Origin of the sequence: Nocardioides silvaticus (assembly GCF_003160695.1) — a bacterium.
GTDB classification, from domain to species: Bacteria; Actinomycetota; Actinomycetes; order Propionibacteriales; family Nocardioidaceae; genus Nocardioides; species Nocardioides silvaticus.
The window spans coordinates 130,001-147,400 of record NZ_QGDD01000006.1 but is presented as its reverse complement, the minus strand read 5'-3'; the positions used below and the strand labels follow the sequence as shown (position 1 = coordinate 147,400).

18 protein-coding genes are annotated in these 17,400 nt (G+C 71.5%); 5 read left to right on the top strand and 13 right to left on the bottom strand.

What is annotated here, in order from left to right:
* Positions 1 to 5 precede the first annotated feature (5 nt).
* Both DJ010_RS14200 and DJ010_RS14195 read left to right on the top strand, forming a co-directional pair.
* Positions 6 to 1,373 carry an NAD(P)-binding domain-containing protein gene (locus DJ010_RS14200; RefSeq protein WP_109694873.1) on the top strand — a complete coding sequence of 456 codons (1,368 nt, stop codon included), beginning with the start codon at positions 6 to 8 and terminating at the stop codon, positions 1,371 to 1,373.
* On the top strand, positions 1,366 to 2,604 hold the full coding sequence (locus DJ010_RS14195; RefSeq protein WP_109694871.1) for an MFS transporter: 1,239 nt from the start codon (positions 1,366 to 1,368) through the stop codon (positions 2,602 to 2,604). The genes DJ010_RS14200 and DJ010_RS14195 overlap by 8 nt, the downstream gene beginning before the upstream one ends.
* Positions 2,605 to 2,751: 147 nt before the next feature.
* Here the strand turns inward: DJ010_RS14195 and DJ010_RS22475 are convergent, their stop codons facing one another.
* The 3 genes from DJ010_RS22475 to DJ010_RS14185 all read right to left on the bottom strand — a co-directional run bounded on the left by DJ010_RS22475 (position 2,752) and on the right by DJ010_RS14185 (position 4,973).
* Positions 2,752 to 2,898, bottom strand: coding sequence for a hypothetical protein (locus tag DJ010_RS22475; protein WP_211318794.1), 147 nt, complete (start codon positions 2,896 to 2,898; stop codon positions 2,752 to 2,754).
* Positions 2,898 to 3,434: a DUF4396 domain-containing protein gene (locus tag DJ010_RS14190; RefSeq protein ID WP_245927560.1), complete on the bottom strand. Its 537-nt coding sequence runs from the start codon at positions 3,432 to 3,434 to the stop codon at positions 2,898 to 2,900. The genes DJ010_RS22475 and DJ010_RS14190 overlap by 1 nt, the downstream gene beginning before the upstream one ends.
* Before the next feature lie 93 nt (positions 3,435 to 3,527).
* Positions 3,528 to 4,973 (bottom strand): MFS transporter, encoded by a 1,446-nt coding sequence (locus DJ010_RS14185; protein WP_109694869.1) that lies wholly within the window; start codon positions 4,971 to 4,973, stop codon positions 3,528 to 3,530.
* 158 nt (positions 4,974 to 5,131) lie between these two features.
* Between DJ010_RS14185 and DJ010_RS14180 the strand changes: the two genes are divergently transcribed.
* Complete coding sequence (locus DJ010_RS14180) at positions 5,132 to 5,482, top strand: metal-sensitive transcriptional regulator (protein ID WP_109694867.1); 351 nt, start codon at positions 5,132 to 5,134, stop codon at positions 5,480 to 5,482.
* A 128-nt stretch (positions 5,483 to 5,610) separates the two neighbouring features.
* Here the strand turns inward: DJ010_RS14180 and DJ010_RS14175 are convergent, their stop codons facing one another.
* The 3 genes from DJ010_RS14175 to DJ010_RS14165 form a co-directional block, all read right to left on the bottom strand.
* The gene (locus tag DJ010_RS14175) at positions 5,611 to 6,219 is read right to left on the bottom strand and encodes a DUF305 domain-containing protein (protein ID WP_109694865.1); all 609 of its coding nucleotides are present in this window, start codon (positions 6,217 to 6,219) and stop codon (positions 5,611 to 5,613) included.
* 150 nt (positions 6,220 to 6,369) lie between these two features.
* Positions 6,370 to 7,443: a redox-regulated ATPase YchF gene (ychF, locus tag DJ010_RS14170; RefSeq protein WP_109694863.1), complete on the bottom strand. Its 1,074-nt coding sequence runs from the start codon at positions 7,441 to 7,443 to the stop codon at positions 6,370 to 6,372.
* Between the two features lie 11 nt (positions 7,444 to 7,454).
* Complete coding sequence (locus DJ010_RS14165; RefSeq protein WP_109694861.1) at positions 7,455 to 7,658, bottom strand: hypothetical protein; 204 nt, start codon at positions 7,656 to 7,658, stop codon at positions 7,455 to 7,457.
* A gap of 355 nt (positions 7,659 to 8,013) precedes the next feature.
* Here DJ010_RS14165 and DJ010_RS14160 point away from each other — a divergent pair, with 355 nt between their 5' ends.
* Positions 8,014 to 8,781 carry an exodeoxyribonuclease III gene (locus DJ010_RS14160; protein WP_109694859.1) on the top strand — a complete coding sequence of 256 codons (768 nt, stop codon included), beginning with the start codon at positions 8,014 to 8,016 and terminating at the stop codon, positions 8,779 to 8,781.
* Positions 8,782 to 8,802: 21 nt separating this feature from the next.
* On the opposite strand, the gene DJ010_RS14155 is transcribed toward DJ010_RS14160, so the two are convergent.
* From DJ010_RS14155 to DJ010_RS14125, 7 genes are all read right to left on the bottom strand, one after another.
* On the bottom strand, positions 8,803 to 9,588 hold the full coding sequence (locus DJ010_RS14155; protein ID WP_109694857.1) for a glucosamine-6-phosphate deaminase: 786 nt from the start codon (positions 9,586 to 9,588) through the stop codon (positions 8,803 to 8,805).
* A 14-nt stretch (positions 9,589 to 9,602) separates the two neighbouring features.
* Positions 9,603 to 10,526, bottom strand: a complete 924-nt coding sequence (locus DJ010_RS14150) for an ROK family protein (RefSeq protein WP_109695139.1) — start codon at positions 10,524 to 10,526, stop codon at positions 9,603 to 9,605.
* A complete protein-coding gene (locus tag DJ010_RS14145; protein ID WP_109694855.1) occupies positions 10,523 to 11,953 on the bottom strand; it encodes a glycoside hydrolase family 3 N-terminal domain-containing protein in 1,431 nt (476 codons plus the stop codon). The genes DJ010_RS14150 and DJ010_RS14145 overlap by 4 nt, the downstream gene beginning before the upstream one ends.
* Positions 11,950 to 12,795, bottom strand: coding sequence for a carbohydrate ABC transporter permease (locus DJ010_RS14140; protein ID WP_109694853.1), 846 nt, complete (start codon positions 12,793 to 12,795; stop codon positions 11,950 to 11,952). Before DJ010_RS14140 ends, DJ010_RS14145 begins: the two co-directional genes overlap by 4 nt.
* Complete coding sequence (locus DJ010_RS14135) at positions 12,795 to 13,700, bottom strand: carbohydrate ABC transporter permease (RefSeq protein ID WP_109694851.1); 906 nt, start codon at positions 13,698 to 13,700, stop codon at positions 12,795 to 12,797. The genes DJ010_RS14140 and DJ010_RS14135 overlap by 1 nt, the downstream gene beginning before the upstream one ends.
* An 83-nt stretch (positions 13,701 to 13,783) precedes the next feature.
* The gene (locus DJ010_RS14130) at positions 13,784 to 15,058 is read right to left on the bottom strand and encodes an extracellular solute-binding protein (RefSeq protein WP_109695137.1); all 1,275 of its coding nucleotides are present in this window, start codon (positions 15,056 to 15,058) and stop codon (positions 13,784 to 13,786) included.
* A gap of 58 nt (positions 15,059 to 15,116) precedes the next feature.
* Positions 15,117 to 16,271 carry an ROK family transcriptional regulator gene (locus DJ010_RS14125; protein WP_109694849.1) on the bottom strand — a complete coding sequence of 385 codons (1,155 nt, stop codon included), beginning with the start codon at positions 16,269 to 16,271 and terminating at the stop codon, positions 15,117 to 15,119.
* Between the two features lie 40 nt (positions 16,272 to 16,311).
* On the opposite strand from DJ010_RS14125, the gene DJ010_RS14120 reads away from it, so the two are divergent.
* Positions 16,312 to 17,391, top strand: coding sequence for an ABC transporter ATP-binding protein (locus tag DJ010_RS14120; RefSeq protein ID WP_109694848.1), 1,080 nt, complete (start codon positions 16,312 to 16,314; stop codon positions 17,389 to 17,391).
* The last annotated feature ends 9 nt before the right edge of the window (positions 17,392 to 17,400 follow it).

Here is a 17,400-nt window from a genome sequence, read left to right as displayed (position 1 = left end):
AGCTCATGTCCGCTGTCACCCACGACGCCCCGCTCGTCATCATCGGCGCCGGACCGATCGGCCTCGCCGCCGCCGCCCACGCCCAGGGTCGCGGCCTGCCCACCGTCGTCCTCGAAGCGGGCGAGGGCCCCGCCGCCGCCGTGCGAGAGTGGGGGCACGTGCGCCTGTTCTCCTCCTGGAACGAGCTCGTCGACCCCGCCGCCGAGGCATTGCTCACCCGTGCCGGTTGGCAGCGTCCCGACCCCGCGTCCTACCCGACCGGGAACGAGTGGGTCGATGCCTACCTGGCTCCCCTGGCCGCGGCCCTCGACGCGACCGGCGAGGTCGACGTCCGTCTCGGCCACCGCGTCGTCGGCGTCGCCAAGCAGGGCCGGGACCGGTTGGTCGACTCCGGCCGCGAGGACGCCCCCTTCACCGTCCACGTCCGGACCCCGGCGGGCATCCACCTGCTCACCGCTGCGGCCGTGATCGACGCCTCCGGGACCTGGGGTGGCCCGAACCCGCTCGGCGGCGACGGCCTGCCCGCACCGGGCGAGCGCGAGAACGCCGACCGCATCACTTACGGCATCCCGGACTTCACCGACGCCGCGACCCGTGCCCGGTACGGCGGCAAGCGGGTGCTGGTCGCCGGCCGCGGCGCGTCCGCGCAGAACAGCCTCGTCGGCCTGACCTCGCTCGCCGCGGAGGCCCCGGGCACCGAGATCGTCTGGGTGCTCCGACGGCCGGGCGTCGACGACGCGTTCGGCGGCGGTGACAACGACCAGCTCGAGGCGAGGGGCGCCCTCGGCAAGCGCGCACAGGCCGCGGTGGCGTCCGGACCGGTCCAGACGGTGACCGGGTTCCGCACCGCCGTGGTCGAGAAGGACTCCGGCGACTCCGGGCGTCTGGTGGTCGCCGGACTCGACGGTCGCCGGATCGAGGTCGACGAGGTCGTCGTCGTCACCGGGTTCCGGCCGGACCTGACCGTGCTCGACGAGGTCCGCCTCGACCTCGACCCCGTTCTGTCCGCACCGACCAAGCTGGCGCCGCTGATCGACCCGAACGTGCACTCCTGCGGCACCGTCTACCCGCACGGAGCCGCCGAGCTGGCACAGCCGGAGCAGGGGCTCTACCTGGCCGGCATGAAGTCCTACGGCCGAGCGCCGTCGTTCCTGGCGCTGACGGGGTTCGAGCAGACCCGCAGCATCGTCGCGGCGATCGACGGCGACCTGGAGGCCGCTGCCCGCGTCGACCTGGTTCTCCCTGAGTCCGGTGTCTGCGGCGGCTCCGGGGTGTTCGACGGCCAGCCCACCGAAGCGAGCGGGGGCGCCTGCTGCGCCCCGTCCGATCAGCTCCTCACCATCGGCGGTGAGCGCGGCTCCACCTGTGGCTGACACGGCGCGGGCCGATGTCCAGGGTGCGGTCGAGCCGCTCCCGGACAGAGCCCTGCGCCGAGTCACCCTCGTGCTGTGCGTCAGCCAGATCACCACGTGGGGCGTGCTGTTCTACGCCTTCCCCGTGCTCGCCACCCGCATCGCGGAGGAAGAGGGCTGGTCGCTCACCACGATGATGGCCGGCTTCACCGCGGCGCAGGTGACGGCGGCACTCCTCGGGCTCCGGGTGGGCCGGCACCTGGACCGCCGTGGGCCGCGCGCGGCGATGGCCGTGGGGTCGGCCGTCGGCGTCGCCGCGATCCTGGGGTTCGCTGCCGCCCCCACGCTGTGGTGGTTCCTGGCCGCATGGGCACTGGCGGGGACCGCGATGTCCGCAACCCTGTACCCGCCCGCCTTCGCCGCCGTCACGCACTGGGGCGGCGACCGCCGGCTCGGCGCCCTGACCGCCATCACCCTCGTGGGCGGCCTCGCCTCGACCGTCTACGCGCCGCTCGCCGCCGTGCTCGAGCAGGCGGGCGACTGGCGCACCGCCTACCTGGTCCTGGCGGTCCCGCTCGCCCTGACCGTTCCGCTGCACTGGTACGGCCTCGGCCACCCCTGGACGAGGACCACCGCAGAGCCCGCGGCCACGGACGACCCACCGGCGAGTGACCGCGACCCACTGCTGCGCACCCCCACGTTCCTGCTCCTCGTGCTCGCCATGACCATGGCCGGCCTGGCCATCTACGCCGGCGTGGTCAACCTCGTCCCGCTGCTCGCCGAGGACGGGCTCTCGATCCAGGTGGGCGCAGTGGCCCTCGGCATCGGCGGCGTCGGGCAGGTCGCCGGACGTCTCGCCTACGCCCCGACGCTCGGACGGCTCGGGCCCGACACGCGCCTGGTCACGGTCCTGGCCGTGACCGGTGCCCTCACCCTCGCCCTCGCCGCGGTCCCGCGGCCGCTTCCCCTGCTGTTCGCGATCGCGTTCCTCGCCGGCACCGCCCGGGGCGCCTTCACCCTGATCCAGGCCTCCGCCGTCAGCGACCGGTGGGGCACCAGCGGCTACGGCGCCCGGAGCGGCGTCCTCTCCGGCGGTGTCGGTCTCGCTGCAGCCGGCGCACCTTGGCTCGGAGCCGTCGCTGCGACGACGCTCGGAGGCTACGACGCCGCGTTCGTCGTGCTCGCCGTGTCAGCCTTCGTCGCGGTCGGCGTGGTCGCGGGCTCGCCCGCTCGGACCAGCCTCAGACGCTGAGGCGAGACTTGTCCCGCAGAGGCCAGACGAGTGTCGGCGCGGGGGCGCACCTCCGCTCCCCCGCGAGGCAGCGAAGCAGACAGACGGCTGCGCTCCGCACGCCGGGATCGCGGGTGGCACGGCGGGCGAGCCGGACCAAGGTCCCGATCACGGCTGCTGGTCGACGGTTTGGTGCATCCCTGAGCCGTGCTCGGGGGCGGGGTGGTCGTCGTCTTCGAGCTCGGCGGCGATCGAGACGGTGAGGCCGCCGAGGAGGAAGCCGATGACGGCTGCGGCGAGGGTGTTGGTGTTCATCACAGGTGCTCCTGTCGGCGATGGGGCTGCTCGGCCGCACCGTGACTCGTCGAGCTCTGGTGGTCGCGGTCGGCGCCGTGCGCGGAGTGGTCGCTGCCGTGGTGGTACTGGTGGGTGAGGGCGTGACCCTTGCCCTTGTCGATGAGGTACCGGTTGACCGGGAACGCCGCGATGAAGGCGGCCGTGAGGGCGATCATCATGCCGACCCAGAAGATGGGGTTGACGAGCCCGGAGTCCATCGCGCCGGGGATGACGGCCATGACGAGGTTGTCGACCAGCTCCATGGTGGCGATGGACAGGGTGTCGGCGGCGAAGACGACACTGAGCGCGGCACCGAAGCTGAGACCGGCTTTGATCAGCGGCAGGGTCGACAGCGCGTAGCCGAACAGGAAGGCCAGGCCGACGGCGAGGGCGATGGTGACTCCGGCGCTGAGGCCAAGCGCGGTGCCGATCATCAAGCCGGTGATCTCTCCGATAGCGCAGCCGGTGAGGCAGTGCAGGGTGGCGTTGGCGGCCATGGTGTTGCGGGGGTTCATCTCCTGGTTCCTCTCTGTGTGTCTCCACGGTCCATCGGTGAGGGTGGAGCTCAACCTGGCGGCACCGCTGCGGGGGCAGCGGTGCCGCCGGGGTCAGGCGGCGATGCGCTCGGGCGTCTCGGCGTCGGCCTCGGCCGCAACGGGATTGCGGAAGAGGACGAGCGTGCCTAGTGCGCCGACGGCGGCGACGACGGCAGCGCCGATGAAGGCGGCGGAGAACCCGTCGGTGAGAGCGGACTTGTCGCCGAGCTGGTCAGCACCGTTCGCGGCCGCGATCGCAGACATCACGGCCAGCCCGAGCGCGGAGCCGATCTGGTAACTGGTGTTGACGATGCCCGACGCCAGACCGCCCTCTTCCGGCCGCGCCGCGGAGATGGCGGTGCCGAGGGTGGGGATGAAGGCAAGGGCCATGCCGAGCGCCGCGACCAGCGAGGCGGGCAGCACGTCGACGGCGTAGGAGCCGTCGGGGTCGATCAGTGCGAGCCAGGCAAGGCCCGCGGTGAGGAGCACCAGACCGGTCACAGTCGCGGCCTTCGGGCCGACCGCGGCGAGGACCCGCGGGGCCAGCGCGATCATGCCGACCATGATCAGGGCGGTCATCGGCAGCAGCGCGGCGCCGCTGGGGAAGGCGGTGTAGCCCAGTACCTGCTGGAGGTAGAGGTTCAGGAAGAACCACATCGGGATCCAGGCCGCACCGAGCAGGAGCTGCGCGATGTTCGCGGCCGCTAGGTTCGGCGACCGGAAGATCCCGAGCCGCACCAGCGGCTCCCGCCGCTTGGCCTGGAGGGAGACGAAGCCGGCGAGCAGCGCGGCGGCCGCCGCGAGGACGCCCCAGGTCTGGCCGGTGTCCCAACCGACCTCGGGGGCCCGCACGACGCCGTAGACCGCCGCGGCGAGCCCGGCAGTGACGGCGACCGCACCGAGGAGGTCGACGCGGCGTCCGGCACCGGCGGCACCGGCCGGCATCACGGCGGGCACGAGCGCGATGACGACCAGTGCGATCGGGATGTTGATGCAGAAGACCCACGGCCACGACAGGTACTCGGTGATCACGCCACCGAGGAACACCCCCGCCGTGCCTCCCGCAGGGGCAGCAGCGCCGTAGAGCGCGAGGGCCTTCGGCAGCTCCTTGGGGTTGGCCCCGAAGAGCATGAAGAGGAGGGTGAGCGCGGAGGGCGCGATCAGCGCAGAGCCAGCGCCCTGCACGGCGCGGCCGACGAGCTCGGTCTCGACGTTCCCGGCAAGGCCGGCGATGAGCGACCCGGCGAGCAGGACGACCCAGCCGGCCGAGAAGACCCGCCGCGCTCCGAGCACGTCGGAGAGCTTGCCGCCCAGCAGCAGCAAGCCTCCGAGGGCCACGACGTAGGCGTTGAAGACCCACGACAGGTTCTCCTGGGTGAAGCCCAGCTCGGCCTGCATGCGCGGGAGGGCCACCCCGATGATCGAGGTGTCCATGATCACCATGAACTGGGCTGCGGCGATCACCGCGAGCCCTAGCCAACGGCGGTTGCCCGCTGCGGCCTGTGTTGACGTTGACATCTGCTTCTCCTCAGAGACGGAGACCCGGCTTGTCCAGGACTTCTGACTAGTCTGCAATACCCTAGGGGGGTATTGTATTGCCGAATAACAGACGCTAGCACGAAATACCACCGGGGGGTACCCTCGGCGTACACCGAACCACCAGAAGGGCCAAGTCCATGAGCGAGACCCCTCAGCCAGAAGCCGTCGCCTCCGACGCCGACGACGGCCACGCCGAGCACCAGCACAGCTACATCGCCAACGACACGAAGACGGACTACCTCAAGCGGCTGCGGCGCATCGAGGGCCAGGCCCGCGGCCTCCAGCGGATGGTCGAGGACGAGAAGTACTGCATCGACATCCTCACCCAGATCGCGGCGATGACGAAGGCCCTTGAGGCCGTCGCGCTCGGGCTCCTCGACGAGCACATGGCCCACTGCGTGGTCGACGCCGTCGCGGCAGGCGGCGACGAGGCCCAGCTCAAGCTCAAGGAAGCCTCGGACGCGATCGCCCGTCTCGTCCGTTCCTGACGCTCGACAACCTCACCACCATCGCCCGGGCCGGAACCTACGCCGACCCGAAGATCGCCAAGACGTCACGGTGGCTCACGAGGTGTACCGGGATTCCACGCGTCAAGCAACCGGGACGAGTCCTGGGATCAGGACTCCAGCAGGGACTGCATCTGGTCGATCTCGTCCTGCTGGGTGTCGACGATGGTGCCGGCGAGGTCGATGGCGTCAGGGTATTCGCCGTCGGCCTGTTCGGTCTCCGCCATCTCGACGGCGCCCTCGTGGTGCTCGATCATCATCTCGAGGAACATCTGCTCGAACTCCTCGCCCTGGGCGGCCTCGAGCGCTTCCATGTCCTCGGCACTCATCATGCCGGGCATGTCGTGGTCCATCTCCATTTCCCCGTCACCATGCGCATTGACGTGGTCGCGCGGCGTCTCGGGGATCGGCTGGTCCCAGTCGTTGAGCCAGTCGACCATGAGCTCGATCTCCGGCCCCTGAGCCTGGCGGATCTGCTCGGCGAGCTGGGTCAGCCCAGGTGAGAGGTCCCGGCCGACCGTCAGGTCGACCATGGAGAGGGCCTGGGCGTGGTGCTGGATCATGTCGGTGGCGAAGTCCACGTCGGCCTGGTTGAAGTCCTCGCTCTCTGCGATGTCGGACGAGGACGAGTTGTGCCCGCCGTGTCCCTCGTCTTCGGAGCAGGCAGCGAGGCTGAACGAGGTGGCTAGTGCGAGCACCAGCGCGACGAGGTTCTTCATGTCGGTTTCCTGTCGTGAGTCGGCGGTGCTGTTCGGGCGTGCTCGTGGCGCGGTCCACGTCCTGGTCGGACGGACCGTGCCGACGGGCCGCTCAGCACCATCGGACCGAGAGCGCGCCGCGCGCCGGCATGGCGCCCATGCTGGACGGCACTAGACGTTGAAGCGGAACTCGACCACGTCGCCGTCCTGCATGACGTAGTCCTTGCCCTCCATGCGGACCTTGCCGGCCTCTCGGGCCTTGGCGACCGAGCCGAGGGCGACGAGGTCGTCGTACGAGATGATCTCGGCCTTGATGAAGCCCTTCTGGAAGTCGGTGTGGATCACCCCGGCGGCCTCGGGCGCGGTCGCGCCCTTCTTGATCTCCCAGGCGCGGACCTCCTTGGGTCCGGCGGTGAGGTAGGTCTGCAGGCCGAGGGTGTCGAAGCCGACGCGCGCCAGCACGTCGAGGCCGGGCTCGGTGATGCCGACCTCGGCCAGCAGCTCGCGAGCCTCCTCGTCGTCGAGCTCGACCAGCTCGGACTCGAGCTTGGCGTCGAGGAAGATCGCCTCCGCCGGCGCGACCAGTGTGCGCATCTTGTCCTTGAGCTTCTCGTCGGCGAGCTCGTCGGTGTCGCAGTTGAAGACGTAAAGGTAGGGCTTCGCGGTGAGCAGCGACAGCTCGCGGAGGAGGGTGCGGTCGATCGAGGTGGCGATGACCGGCGTGCCGGCCTCCAGCGCGACCTTGGCCTCCTGCGCGGCGGCGAGGACCGGCACCAGGTCCTTGCTCTTGCGGGACTCCTTCTCCAGCCGGGCGATCGCCTTCTCGACGGTCTCGAGGTCGGCGAGGATCAGCTCGGTCTGGATGGTGGAGATGTCGTTGGCGGGGTCGACCTTGCCGTCGACGTGGGTGACGTCCTCGTCGCGGAAGACCCGCGTCACCTGGCAGATCGCCGCCGCCTCGCGGATGTGCGCGAGGAACTTGTTGCCCAGGCCCTCGCCCTGGGAAGCGCCGCGGACGATGCCGGCGATGTCGACGAACTCGACGGTGGCGGGCAGCATCTTCTGGGAGCCGTAGATCTCGGCGAGCCTCGGCAGCCGCTCGTCCGGCACGCCGACCACGCCGACGTTGGGCTCGATCGTCGCGAACGGGTAGTTCGCCGCGAGCACGTCGTTCTTGGTCAGCGCGTTGAAGAGCGTCGACTTGCCCGCGTTCGGGAGACCGACGATGCCGATGGTGAGAGCCACGGGCGGGCAGTCTACGAGGGCAGGTGCTCCGTCCGTGAATCGCGCAGCGGGGCCTCCTGCCGGTCGCGACGCTTCACCCGCGACCGGACGATGAAGGCGGCACCGCCCAGCATCAGGATCAGGCCCAGCACGCGGACGTCGAGCCACGAGGACTCCGCCCGCAGCGCGAAGGTGAAGATCGCTCCGACGATGATCAGGATGATTCCGGGGACCATGGGCGCGGCGGTACCCACCACCCGTCGGCTTATCGCACCGGCAGCACGCGCAGGTCAAGGAGGTTGCACGAACCAGCAGAACGGCGGACGCGCGCGGATGCACGCCACCCGTTCCCCGGCTGGTCCCCCTGGAGCAAGCAATGGAGAAACGGGCGGCGTGCCGTCTGACGGACGAATCCGTCGGACGCCGGAGAAAACGCGCCGCCGATCCGCGCTCGCGCGGGATCTGCACCCATGTAAACCTCCGACCTCACGTCCTCACAAGCATTTGCTCGCCTCAGAAATAGGCAAGCCTTAGTACTGCACAAACATGCAACGAAATTCGACGTCGAAGCGGGCGCTAAGGTCGTTCATCGTGCGCATCGCGACCTGGAACGTCAACTCACTTCGCTCGAGGATCGACCGCGTCGAGGCACTGCTCGACCGCCACGAGATCGACGTGCTGGCGCTCCAGGAGACCAAGGCGCGCGAGGACCAGCTGCCGCTGATGGGCCTCCAGGCCAGGGGGTACGACGTCGCCGCCGCCGGCGTGAACCAGTGGAACGGCGTCGCGCTGGTCAGCCGGGTCGGCCTCGACGACGTCCAGGTCGGCTTCCCCGGCATGCCCGGCTGGGGCGATCCCGTGGCGCCGGAGTCCCGCGCGATCGGCGCGACCTGTGGCGGCGTGCGGATCTGGAGCCTCTACGTGCCCAACGGCCGCAAGCCCGACGACCCGCACTACCGCTACAAGCTCGACTGGTTGGCTCGGCTCCGCGCGTCGGCGCACGCCTGGCAGGACACCCCGACCGCGCTCGTCGGCGACTGGAACATCTGCCCCACCGACGACGACGTCTTCGACGTCGCCCAGTTCAAGAACTCCACCCACGTCACGCCCGCGGAGCGGGCCGCCTTCCAGGCGCTGCTCGACGACGGGTGGGCGGAGGTCACCCGCTCCTACGCGCCCGGCTACACCTACTGGGACTACTACCGCCAGCGGTTCGAGCGCGACCGTGGCCTCAAGATCGACTTCGTGCTCGGCTCCCCCGGCTTCGCCGAGCGGGTCACCGGCGCGTTCATCGATCGCGACGAGCGCGCCGGCAAGGGCGCGTCCGACCACGCCCCGGTGGTCGTCGACCTCGACTGAGTCCCCCCGAGCGAGGACTCCTCAGAGGCCCTGCCAGTCCGGCTTGGCGTCGTAGACCTCCCGGTAGTGCTCGCGCCGGGCGAGGCCGGTGGCGGCCTCGGGGTCGACGAGCACCGAGGCGTGCGGGTGCAGCTGGACCACCGAGGCCGGGCAGCTCGCGGACAGCGGGCCCTCGACGGCAGCCGCGACCGCCTCGGCCTTGGCCGCTCCGGTCGCCAGGAGCAGCAGGTGCCGGGCGCGCAGGATGGTGCCGAGCCCCTGGGTCAGCACGTGGCGCGGCACGGCGTCGACGGAGCCGAAGAACCGCGCGTTGTCCTGGCGGGTCTGCTCGGTCAGCGTCTTGAGCCGGGTCAGCGACGCGAGGGAGGAGCCGGGCTCGTTGAACGCGAGGTGGCCGTCGGTGCCGATGCCGAGCACCTGGACGTCGACGCCACCGGCCGCGACGAGCGCCGCTTCGTACCGCTCCCCCGCCGTCGGCAGCCCCGCCCCGTCCGGGTCGGGCCCCTGCACCCGCTCGGGCGGGATGCCGAGCGGGTCGGTCAGCTCGCGCGCGATGGTCGCGCGATAGCTCTCCGGGTGGCCGGGCGGCAGCCCGACGTACTCGTCGAGAGTGAAGCACCGCACCTCGTCGTACGACGGACCGGCGCCGGCCCGATGGCGGCGGATCAGCTCCTGGTAGGTCAGCAGCGGGGTCGACCCGGTCGCGAGCCCGAGCACCGTCGCCGGCCGGGCGCGGACGGCGGCCTCGATCGTGTCGGCCGCGAGGGCGGCGACGTCCTCGGCGGACCCGCGAGGGACGACTTCCATCGGCTCATCCTTGCCTATCCGAACGGGTGGTGGGCGTCGGCGCCGGCGAGCAGGGCGGCGCCCAGCGCGGCGACGGGGACGCCGCCGGGCAGCAGGAGCACGCGGCCGGCGAGGTCGAGCGAGCTCAAGAACGGCGACGTCGCCGCCTGCACCACGAGCGCCCCGGCGACCGCGACGCGGAGCCGCTCGCCGACCTGGGCGACACCGCCGCCGAGCACGACGTACTCCGGGTCGACAGTGAGGCTCACGAGCCGGACCGCGTCGGCGACCCGTGCCGCGAACCGGTCCCGAACCTCCACCGCCCGGGGGTCACCGGCCTCTGCGGCGTCGAAGAGCGCCTGCGCCGGGGGCACGCCGGAGACCGGCCAGGCCTCGGCGACCGCCGAGCCGGACGCCGCCGTCTCCAGGCAGCCGACCTGACCGCACTGGCAGGGTCGCCCGCGCGGGTCGACGGGCACGTGCCCGATCTCGCCGGCCGCGTGCCGGACGCCGCGACGCAGCCGTCCGTCGAGGATCGACGCCGCGGCGAGCCCGGTGCCGAGGCTGAGGTAGACGAGGTCCTGGTGCCCGGTCACCTGGGCGGCGCCGAGGGCGGCCGCGTTGACGTCGTTGTCGACGACGACCCGCATGCCGGTGCGCTCGCCGAGCCGGTCGGCGATCGGGAACCAGTCGTCGACGCCGAGGTTGACCGCGTGCTTGACCGCGCCGTGCGCGGCGTCGACCAGGCCGGGCACGCCGACGCCGACGACGTCGTCGATGGCCCCGTCGACCTGGCTGCGCAGCCCCGCCACCACCTCGGCCGCCGCCGTCACCACGTCGTCGCCACCGGTCGGCGTGGCCGCCAGCACCTCGGCGAGCACCGCCCCGTCGGCAGTCGCCGCGACCCCGTGCATCTTCGACGCACCGATGTCGAGGCCGACCCGGACCGTCGCGGTCATCGGGACCACCCCGCGCCCCGCAGGACGTCCTCGACGGCCGCGACCATCGGCCGCGAGCTGCCGCGGGTGCAGATCCGGGCGGTGGCGCCGTCGTACGGTCCCGGCCAGCCCCACTCGACCACGACCGCTGTCGGCGGCAGCGCACCGATCATCGCAAGCACCTCGGGCCTGCGGTGTGCGTCGCGGACCTGGACCACCAGCGGACCGTCGGGCAGCGCCCCACCAGGAGCTACGACGACGTCGGGGTCGATCCCCCAGGGCACGTCACCGACCGCGATGTTGGCCGGGGTGTCGAAGCTGACGACACGCGCCCCTGCCAGGTCCGGCAGCCCACCCTCGACCACGACCGCCCGTCGAGCCACGGCTGGGTCGGCGGTCGAGCAGTCCGAGCCCCCGGTGGTCGAGTAGTCCGAGCCGCTGGGCGAGGACGTATCGAGACCCCGCGCGCCGACGACCAACCGCAACCCCTCGACCCGCCGAGCCGCATCCGCCACCCGCTCCTCGGTCAGCCGCCCCTCGCGCACGGCGTCGACGATCGCGGTCTGGATCTCCCGCACCAGTGCGGCCTCCTTGTCGGGTCCGATGCAGAGCAGGTCGGCGCCGGCAGCCAGGGCCAGCACCGCGGCAGCGGGGATCCCGCGCCCGCCGGAGGCGCCCGCCATGTCGAGGGCGTCGCTGACGATCGCACCCTCGAACCCGAGCTCCTCCCGCAACGTCGCCAGGACCGCGGCGCTGAGCGTCGCGGGGAGGTCGGGGTCGAGCGCCGGCACGGAGATGTGCGACGTCATCACCGCGGCCACGCCTGCGTCGACGGCCGCCGCGAACGGCGGCAGGTCGCGGGAGCGCAGCACGTCGACGGGGTCGTCGAGCAGCGGCAGCGTCAGGTGGCTGTCCTGGGCGGTCGCTCCGTGGCCCGGGTAGTGCTTGACGCACGCCGCGACGCCGCCCGCCTGGAGACCGGAGACCCAGGCGACGACGTGGCGGGCGACCAGACCGGGGTCGGAGCCGAAGCTGCGGGTGCCGATGACCGGGTTGTCCGGGTGGCTGTTGACGTCGGCGACCGGGCCGAGGTCGAGGTCGATCCCGGCGGCGACCAGGTCGGCGGCCACCGCGCGGCCGGTCGCGGTCGTCAGCGCCGGGTCGTCGACCAGGCCCAGCTGGGCGGCGCCGAGCACCGGACTGCGGGTCCGCGCATGGAGGCGGGTGACGTCGCCGCCCTCCTCGTCCACGGCCACCAGCGCACCGGGCCGCGCGCGTCGTACGGCGTCGGTGAGGGCGCGGGCGTCCTCGGCCCGACCGGTCAGGTTGGAGCCGAACAGGCAGATCCCGCCGAGGCCCTCGCCGAGCAGGCGGGCCCACTCCTCGGGCAGGGTCGGGCCGGCGAACGACGGCAGCAGCACCCGGAGCGCCAGCGCCTCGAGGCTCATCCCTTCACCGCGCCCGCGGTGAGCCCCGAGACCATCCGGCGCTGCACGATCAGGAAGAAGACGATGACCGGGATCGTGATCAGCGTGGAGGCCGCCATGATCGCGCCCCAGTCGACGCCGCGGCTGCGCGACTCCGAGAAGCCGACCAGCCAGACCGGCAGCGTCTCCTTGGCCGGGTCGGTCATCACGACCAGCGCGAGCGTGAACTCGTTCCAGGCCTGGATGAACCCGAACAGCCCGGTCGCGACCAGGCCCGGCGCCAGCAGCGGCAGCGTCACGGTGAAGAACGCCTTGACCCGCGAGCAGCCGTCCATCATCGCCGCCTCCTCGAGCTCGCGCGGCACGCCGTCGACGAAGCCGCGCAGCGTCCAGACGGTGAACGGCAGCACGCTGGCGACGTAGACGAACGTCAGCCCGATGACGGAGTTGAGCAGGCTGACGCCCTCGAGCATCTTGTACTGGCTGATGAAGAGGCCCTCGGCCGGGATCATCTGGATCAGCAGCAGGGTGAGGATGAACGACGTCCGCCCGCGGAAGCGGAACCGGCTCACCGCCACGGCCGCGAGGAAGGCGAACAGCAGCGCCACGCCGACGGTGAGCAGCGTGACCGAGAGGCTGGTCGTCAACGCGTTGCGGAAGCCGTCGCCCGACAGCACCCGGTCGTAGTTGGAGAGGGTGCCGTCGGTCGGCAGCCAGACCTGCTCGTCGCTCCTGATCCGGTTGCGCGGCAGGAACGAGCGGCTGACCATCCAGTAGACCGGGAACACGCTGACCACCAGGACGACCAGACCCAGGCCGTTGGCGAGGAGCCGCGCGGGTGTCGGCGTACGACGAGCGGACATCAGTCCTCCTCCTGGCGGAACATGATGCGCAGGTACGGCGCGGTGAGCAGCACGGTGAGCACGAGCATGAACATCGCGGCGGCCGCGGCCGTGCCGAAGTCACCGCCCTTGATGCCGAGCGAGTAGATGTAGGTGCCGAGCAGGTTGGTGTCGCGGGTGATGCCGCCCGACTTCTGCAGCGTGTAGATCTGCGTGAACACCCGCAGGTCCCAGATGATCTGCAGCAGCAGGACGACGAGCAGCACCGGGCGGACCGTCGGCACCACGACGTGGAGGAACCGCTGCCACGCGCCGGCACCGTCGATCTCGGCTGCTTCGATGACGTCGTCGGGCACCTGGGTCAGTGCGGCGTACGTGGTGAAGACCACGAACGGCACGCTCATCCAGACCACGATCATCGTCGCGATGGAGAAGAACGAGATCGGCTCCGCCAGCCACGAGTGGCCGTCGTGGTCGGATCCGAGCGCGGTGAGGACGGAGTTGACGACGCCGTACTGGGTGTCGAAGAGGAACTGCCACACGATCATCGCCGCGACGACCGGCGTCGCCCAGGTGAGCAGCAGCCCCGCCTGCACGAGCACCCGCACCCACGTGCTCATCCGGGTCATCAGAAGCGCGATCCCGACGCCGATGCCCATCGTCAGGCCGGCGTTGACGAAGCAGAACAGGACCGTGCGCAGGACCACGGTCCACAGGTAGGAGTCGCCGACCAGCGCGCGGTAGTTGTCGAGGCCGATCCACTCCGGGGGCTGCCCGAACTGCTGGGCGAGGCCGAACTCCTGCAGCGAGAGCACGACCTGCCGCACGAGTGGGTAGCCGAGCGCCAGGACCAGGAGTGCGGCTGCTGGGAGAACCAGCCCGAGAGGCAGTGCGTTCGGTCGTACGGCGGAACGACGGCGGGCCATGCTCGATTCTCCTTCCCGAGGCGCGCGGATGTGACCGCGGAGTGGCGCGGGTCGCGCGCCACTCCGCGGAGCGGGTCTGCCGATCAGTTCAGCTCTTCGGTGATCCGGTCGTCGGCCTCGGCAGCGAGCTCCTCGACGTCACCACCCTGGGCGATCTGGCTGAACAGGTCCTCGAGGATGCGGGTGCCCTCGACCGTGGCCCAGTTGGCCGCGGCCGGCGTGAGCTTGGCGTTGGACGCGGCCTCGATGGTGGCCTGGGCGTACTCGTCGTCTCCGAGCAGCGTGGCCAGCGACTCCCGGGCGGGGGTCAGGCCGTTCTCAGCGAGGATCCCCTGGTACTCGTCGCTCAGCATCAGCGCGACGATGTCGCGGGCCAGGTCCTGGTTGGGCGACTTGGCGGCGATCGCGATGTCGGAGCCGCCGAGCAGCACCGGGGCCGGTTCACCGGTGGAACCGGGGAGGGCGAACACGCCGATCTGCTTCACCAGGTCCGGGCAGCCGGCCTCGGGGTCGGACAGCAGACCGAGGACCCAGCCCGGCCGCGACATCATGCCGATCTTGCCCGCGCAGAACGGGGTGACCGGGTCGGACTCGTTCGCGTCGGCCGGCGCACCCGAGGCCTGCTCGAACAGGGTCTGGAACGTGGTCAGGCCCTCGATGCTCTCCGGCGAGGACAGGGTGCCCTCCCACTCGTCGCCGTCGCCGGTCGCGAAGTCACCACCAGCGTCCCAGAGGAAGGCGGCGCCGTCGCGCCAGTCCTGGCCGGGCAGCCAGTAGCCGGAGAAGTCGGCCTCGCCGCTGTCCTGCTTGAGCGCGACCGCCGTGTCGATGAACTCGTCCATCGTGGTCGGCACCTCGAGGCCGGCCTTGTCGAAGAGGTCCTTGCGGTAGAACACGTAGGTCGACCCGGCGTAGTAGGGCACGGCGTAGGTCTTGCCGTCGACCGTTGCGCCCTCGACGAAGCCGGGCAGCAGGTCGTCACCGCCCAGGTCGTCGAGCTCGTCGGTGAGGTCGCTGAACGCACCCGCCGTCGTGAAGGTCGGAGCCTGGGTGTTGCCGACCTCGACCACGTCGGGCGTCTGGTCCTCCGAGGAGAGCGCGGTGGTCAGGCGCTCGACCAGGCCGTCCCACTCCTGCTCCTCGATGGTGAGGGTGGACCCGGGGTGGTCCTCCTCGAACGTCTTCTTCAGCCAGTCCCGCGCCTCCTGCGGGGTGTCGGCCCCGTTGAGCCAGACGACCATGTCGGCTTCCTCCGGCCCCCCGCCGGTGGCCGGGTCGTCGTCGTCGGAGCCGCACGCGCTGGTCACGCCCAGCAGGGCGGTGATGGCCGCGAAGGCCAGGATCTTCTTCTTGCGCACCACTAGTTCCTCTGCTTCCTCTGGGCGGACCCGTTCCGGGTCACGGTGGCGGGGGTGGTCACGAGACCCCCAGCTCGGCGGCGAGGACCAGACCGGTCGCGCCGACGAGGACTCCGTCGTCGCCGAGCGCGGTGGCCCGGACGACGAAATGCTCCGCGGAGACCGGCATCACCCGGTCGCAGATGAGCGGCGCGGCGATCCGCGCCAGCGGCTCGACGAGGTCGAGCGGTCCGCTGAGGACCAGCTCGCCCAGGTTGAGCGTCGCGACGACCGGCGACAGCGCGGCCGCGAGGTACGACGCCGCCTCGGCCAGTACCGCGTCGGCATCTCCGGCAGCATCTCCGGCACCATCGGCGATCCGCCGGCGCAGCCGGGGCACCGCCAGGTGGGTCTCCAGGCAGCCCCGGCGACCGCACGCGCAGTCGTCGCCCTCGGGGTCGACCTGAACGTGCCCGATCTCGCCCGCGGCTCCCCCGTGCCCGTGCAGCAGGTCGCCGCCGAGCACCAACCCGGCGCCGACACCGGTGCTGAGCCGCATCAGCATCAGCCCGCCCTCGGCACCACCGCCGAAGGTGAACTCACCCAGCACGGCGATGTTGGCGTCGTTGGCGACGTACACCGGCTGGTCGAGCTCCTGGCCGAGGATCTTGGCCAGCGGCACGTCGCTCCAGCCCAGGTTCGGCGCGTCGACGACGACGCCGTCGGGGCTGACCACGCCAGGGCTGGCGACCCCGACGCCGAGCAGGGGCGCGGTCGAGGTCGTGATCAGGTCGGCGGCGAACGCGCGCACGGCCTCAACGGCCTCGTCGCCGCGCCGGCCCTCGAGCGGGCGGGCGTCCCGGGAGATCACCTCGCCGGCGAGGTTGAGCACGGCGCCGACGACCTGGTCGTCGACGGAGAGGTCGATGGCGAGGATGTGCTTGGCCGAGGGCACCAGGCCGACCAGCGTCGGCGGCTTGCCGACCCTGCTCTCGGCGCCGGTCCGCTCGGGCGCGCCGAGCTCCTCGACCAGTCCCTCGGCCAGCAGCTCGGCGATCAGCTCGGAGACGGTCACGCGGGTCAGCCCGCTCGCCCGAGCCAGGTCGGCGCGGCTGGCCGGCCCCTGCCCGAACAGCTCCTGGAGCAGCATCGACCGGTGGTGCCGACGGGAGTCGGCCCGGTGGAGCTTGGTCCGGCCGCGGTGCGGTCGGTCGGTCGGGCTGCGCCAGGACATGTTTGTTAGTTCAGCATACTTACATATAGGCTGTCTAGGTATGACGCGCATCACGTTCGAAAGTGCCCAGCGCTGGTACGCCGGGACCGAGCGGCCCGCCGTGCCCGGGATCGACCTGGAGGTCGCCGACGGCGAGTTCCTCGTCCTCGTCGGCCCGTCCGGCTGCGGCAAGACCACGACGCTGCGGATGCTGGCCGGTCTCGAGCCGGTCGACGACGGCAGGATCCTCATCGGTGAGCGCGACGTGACGCGGGTGGCGCCCAAGGACCGCGACATCGCGATGGTCTTCCAGAGCTATGCGCTCTACCCGCACAAGTCGGTGCGCGACAACCTCGGCTTCGCGCTGCGGATGGCCAAGGTCCCCCGTCCCGAGCGCGACGAGCGGGTCGACGCGGTGGCCGCGATGCTCGGACTCACCGAGCACCTCGACCGCAAGCCGAAGTCGCTCTCCGGCGGCCAGCGCCAGCGGGTCGCGATGGGGCGGGCGATCGTGCGGCAACCGCAGGTGTTCTGCATGGACGAGCCGCTCTCCAACCTCGACGCGAAGATGCGGGTGCAGACCCGCGGCGACATCGCCCGGCTCCAGCGTGAGCTCGGGGTGACCACGGTCTACGTCACCCACGACCAGGTCGAGGCGATGACCCTCGGCGACCGGGTCGCGGTCATGCACGACGGCGAGATCCAGCAGGTCGACACTCCCCTGGCGCTCTACGACCGGCCGGCGAACCTGTTCGTGGCCGGGTTCATCGGCTCCCCGCAGATGAACCTGCTCGACCTCCGCCGCGACGGCGACGCGCTGTTCCTCGGTGGCCACCGGCTGGCGTTCCCCGCCACCGGCGGTGTGCTCGCCGCCGAGGGGATCACCCTCGGCGTCCGGCCCGAGGGTTGGCAGGTGGTGGGCGACGGCGCCGGGCTGCCGGTCCGGGTCGACCTGGTCGAGGAGCTCGGCTCCGACAGCTACGCCTACGGCACGGCCGACCTCGGCGACCGGACCGCAACGGTCGCCGTACGCCTGCCGGTGCGTGACTCCGCCGCTGCTGGCACCGTCCTCCACGTCACCGTGCCGGCCGGCTCGGCGCACCTCTTCGACACGGCCTCGGGCGACCGGGTCGACCCGTAGGCAGCTCCG

What these genes read in the sequence shown, in the direction of transcription:
- DJ010_RS14175 (WP_109694865.1), bottom strand. Translation starts at nt 6,219, where the DNA reads ATGAAGAACCTCGTCGCGCTGGTGCTCGCACTAGCCACCTCGTTCAGC.
- DJ010_RS14200 (WP_109694873.1), top strand. Translation starts at nt 6, where the DNA reads ATGTCCGCTGTCACCCACGACGCCCCGCTCGTCATCATCGGCGCCGGA.
- DJ010_RS14185 (WP_109694869.1), bottom strand. Translation starts at nt 4,973, where the DNA reads ATGTCAACGTCAACACAGGCCGCAGCGGGCAACCGCCGTTGGCTAGGG.
- DJ010_RS22475 (WP_211318794.1), bottom strand. Translation starts at nt 2,898, where the DNA reads ATGAACACCAACACCCTCGCCGCAGCCGTCATCGGCTTCCTCCTCGGC.
- DJ010_RS14155 (WP_109694857.1), bottom strand. Translation starts at nt 9,588, where the DNA reads ATGGAAGTCGTCCCTCGCGGGTCCGCCGAGGACGTCGCCGCCCTCGCG.
- DJ010_RS14140 (WP_109694853.1), bottom strand. Translation starts at nt 12,795, where the DNA reads ATGTCCGCTCGTCGTACGCCGACACCCGCGCGGCTCCTCGCCAACGGC.
- DJ010_RS14145 (WP_109694855.1), bottom strand. Translation starts at nt 11,953, where the DNA reads ATGAGCCTCGAGGCGCTGGCGCTCCGGGTGCTGCTGCCGTCGTTCGCC.
- DJ010_RS14135 (WP_109694851.1), bottom strand. Translation starts at nt 13,700, where the DNA reads ATGGCCCGCCGTCGTTCCGCCGTACGACCGAACGCACTGCCTCTCGGG.
- DJ010_RS14150 (WP_109695139.1), bottom strand. Translation starts at nt 10,526, where the DNA reads ATGACCGCGACGGTCCGGGTCGGCCTCGACATCGGTGCGTCGAAGATG.
- DJ010_RS14165 (WP_109694861.1), bottom strand. Translation starts at nt 7,658, where the DNA reads ATGGTCCCCGGAATCATCCTGATCATCGTCGGAGCGATCTTCACCTTC.
- DJ010_RS14120 (WP_109694848.1), top strand. Translation starts at nt 16,312, where the DNA reads ATGACGCGCATCACGTTCGAAAGTGCCCAGCGCTGGTACGCCGGGACC.
- DJ010_RS14125 (WP_109694849.1), bottom strand. Translation starts at nt 16,271, where the DNA reads ATGTCCTGGCGCAGCCCGACCGACCGACCGCACCGCGGCCGGACCAAG.
- DJ010_RS14190 (WP_245927560.1), bottom strand. Translation starts at nt 3,434, where the DNA reads ATGAACCCCCGCAACACCATGGCCGCCAACGCCACCCTGCACTGCCTC.
- DJ010_RS14180 (WP_109694867.1), top strand. Translation starts at nt 5,132, where the DNA reads ATGAGCGAGACCCCTCAGCCAGAAGCCGTCGCCTCCGACGCCGACGAC.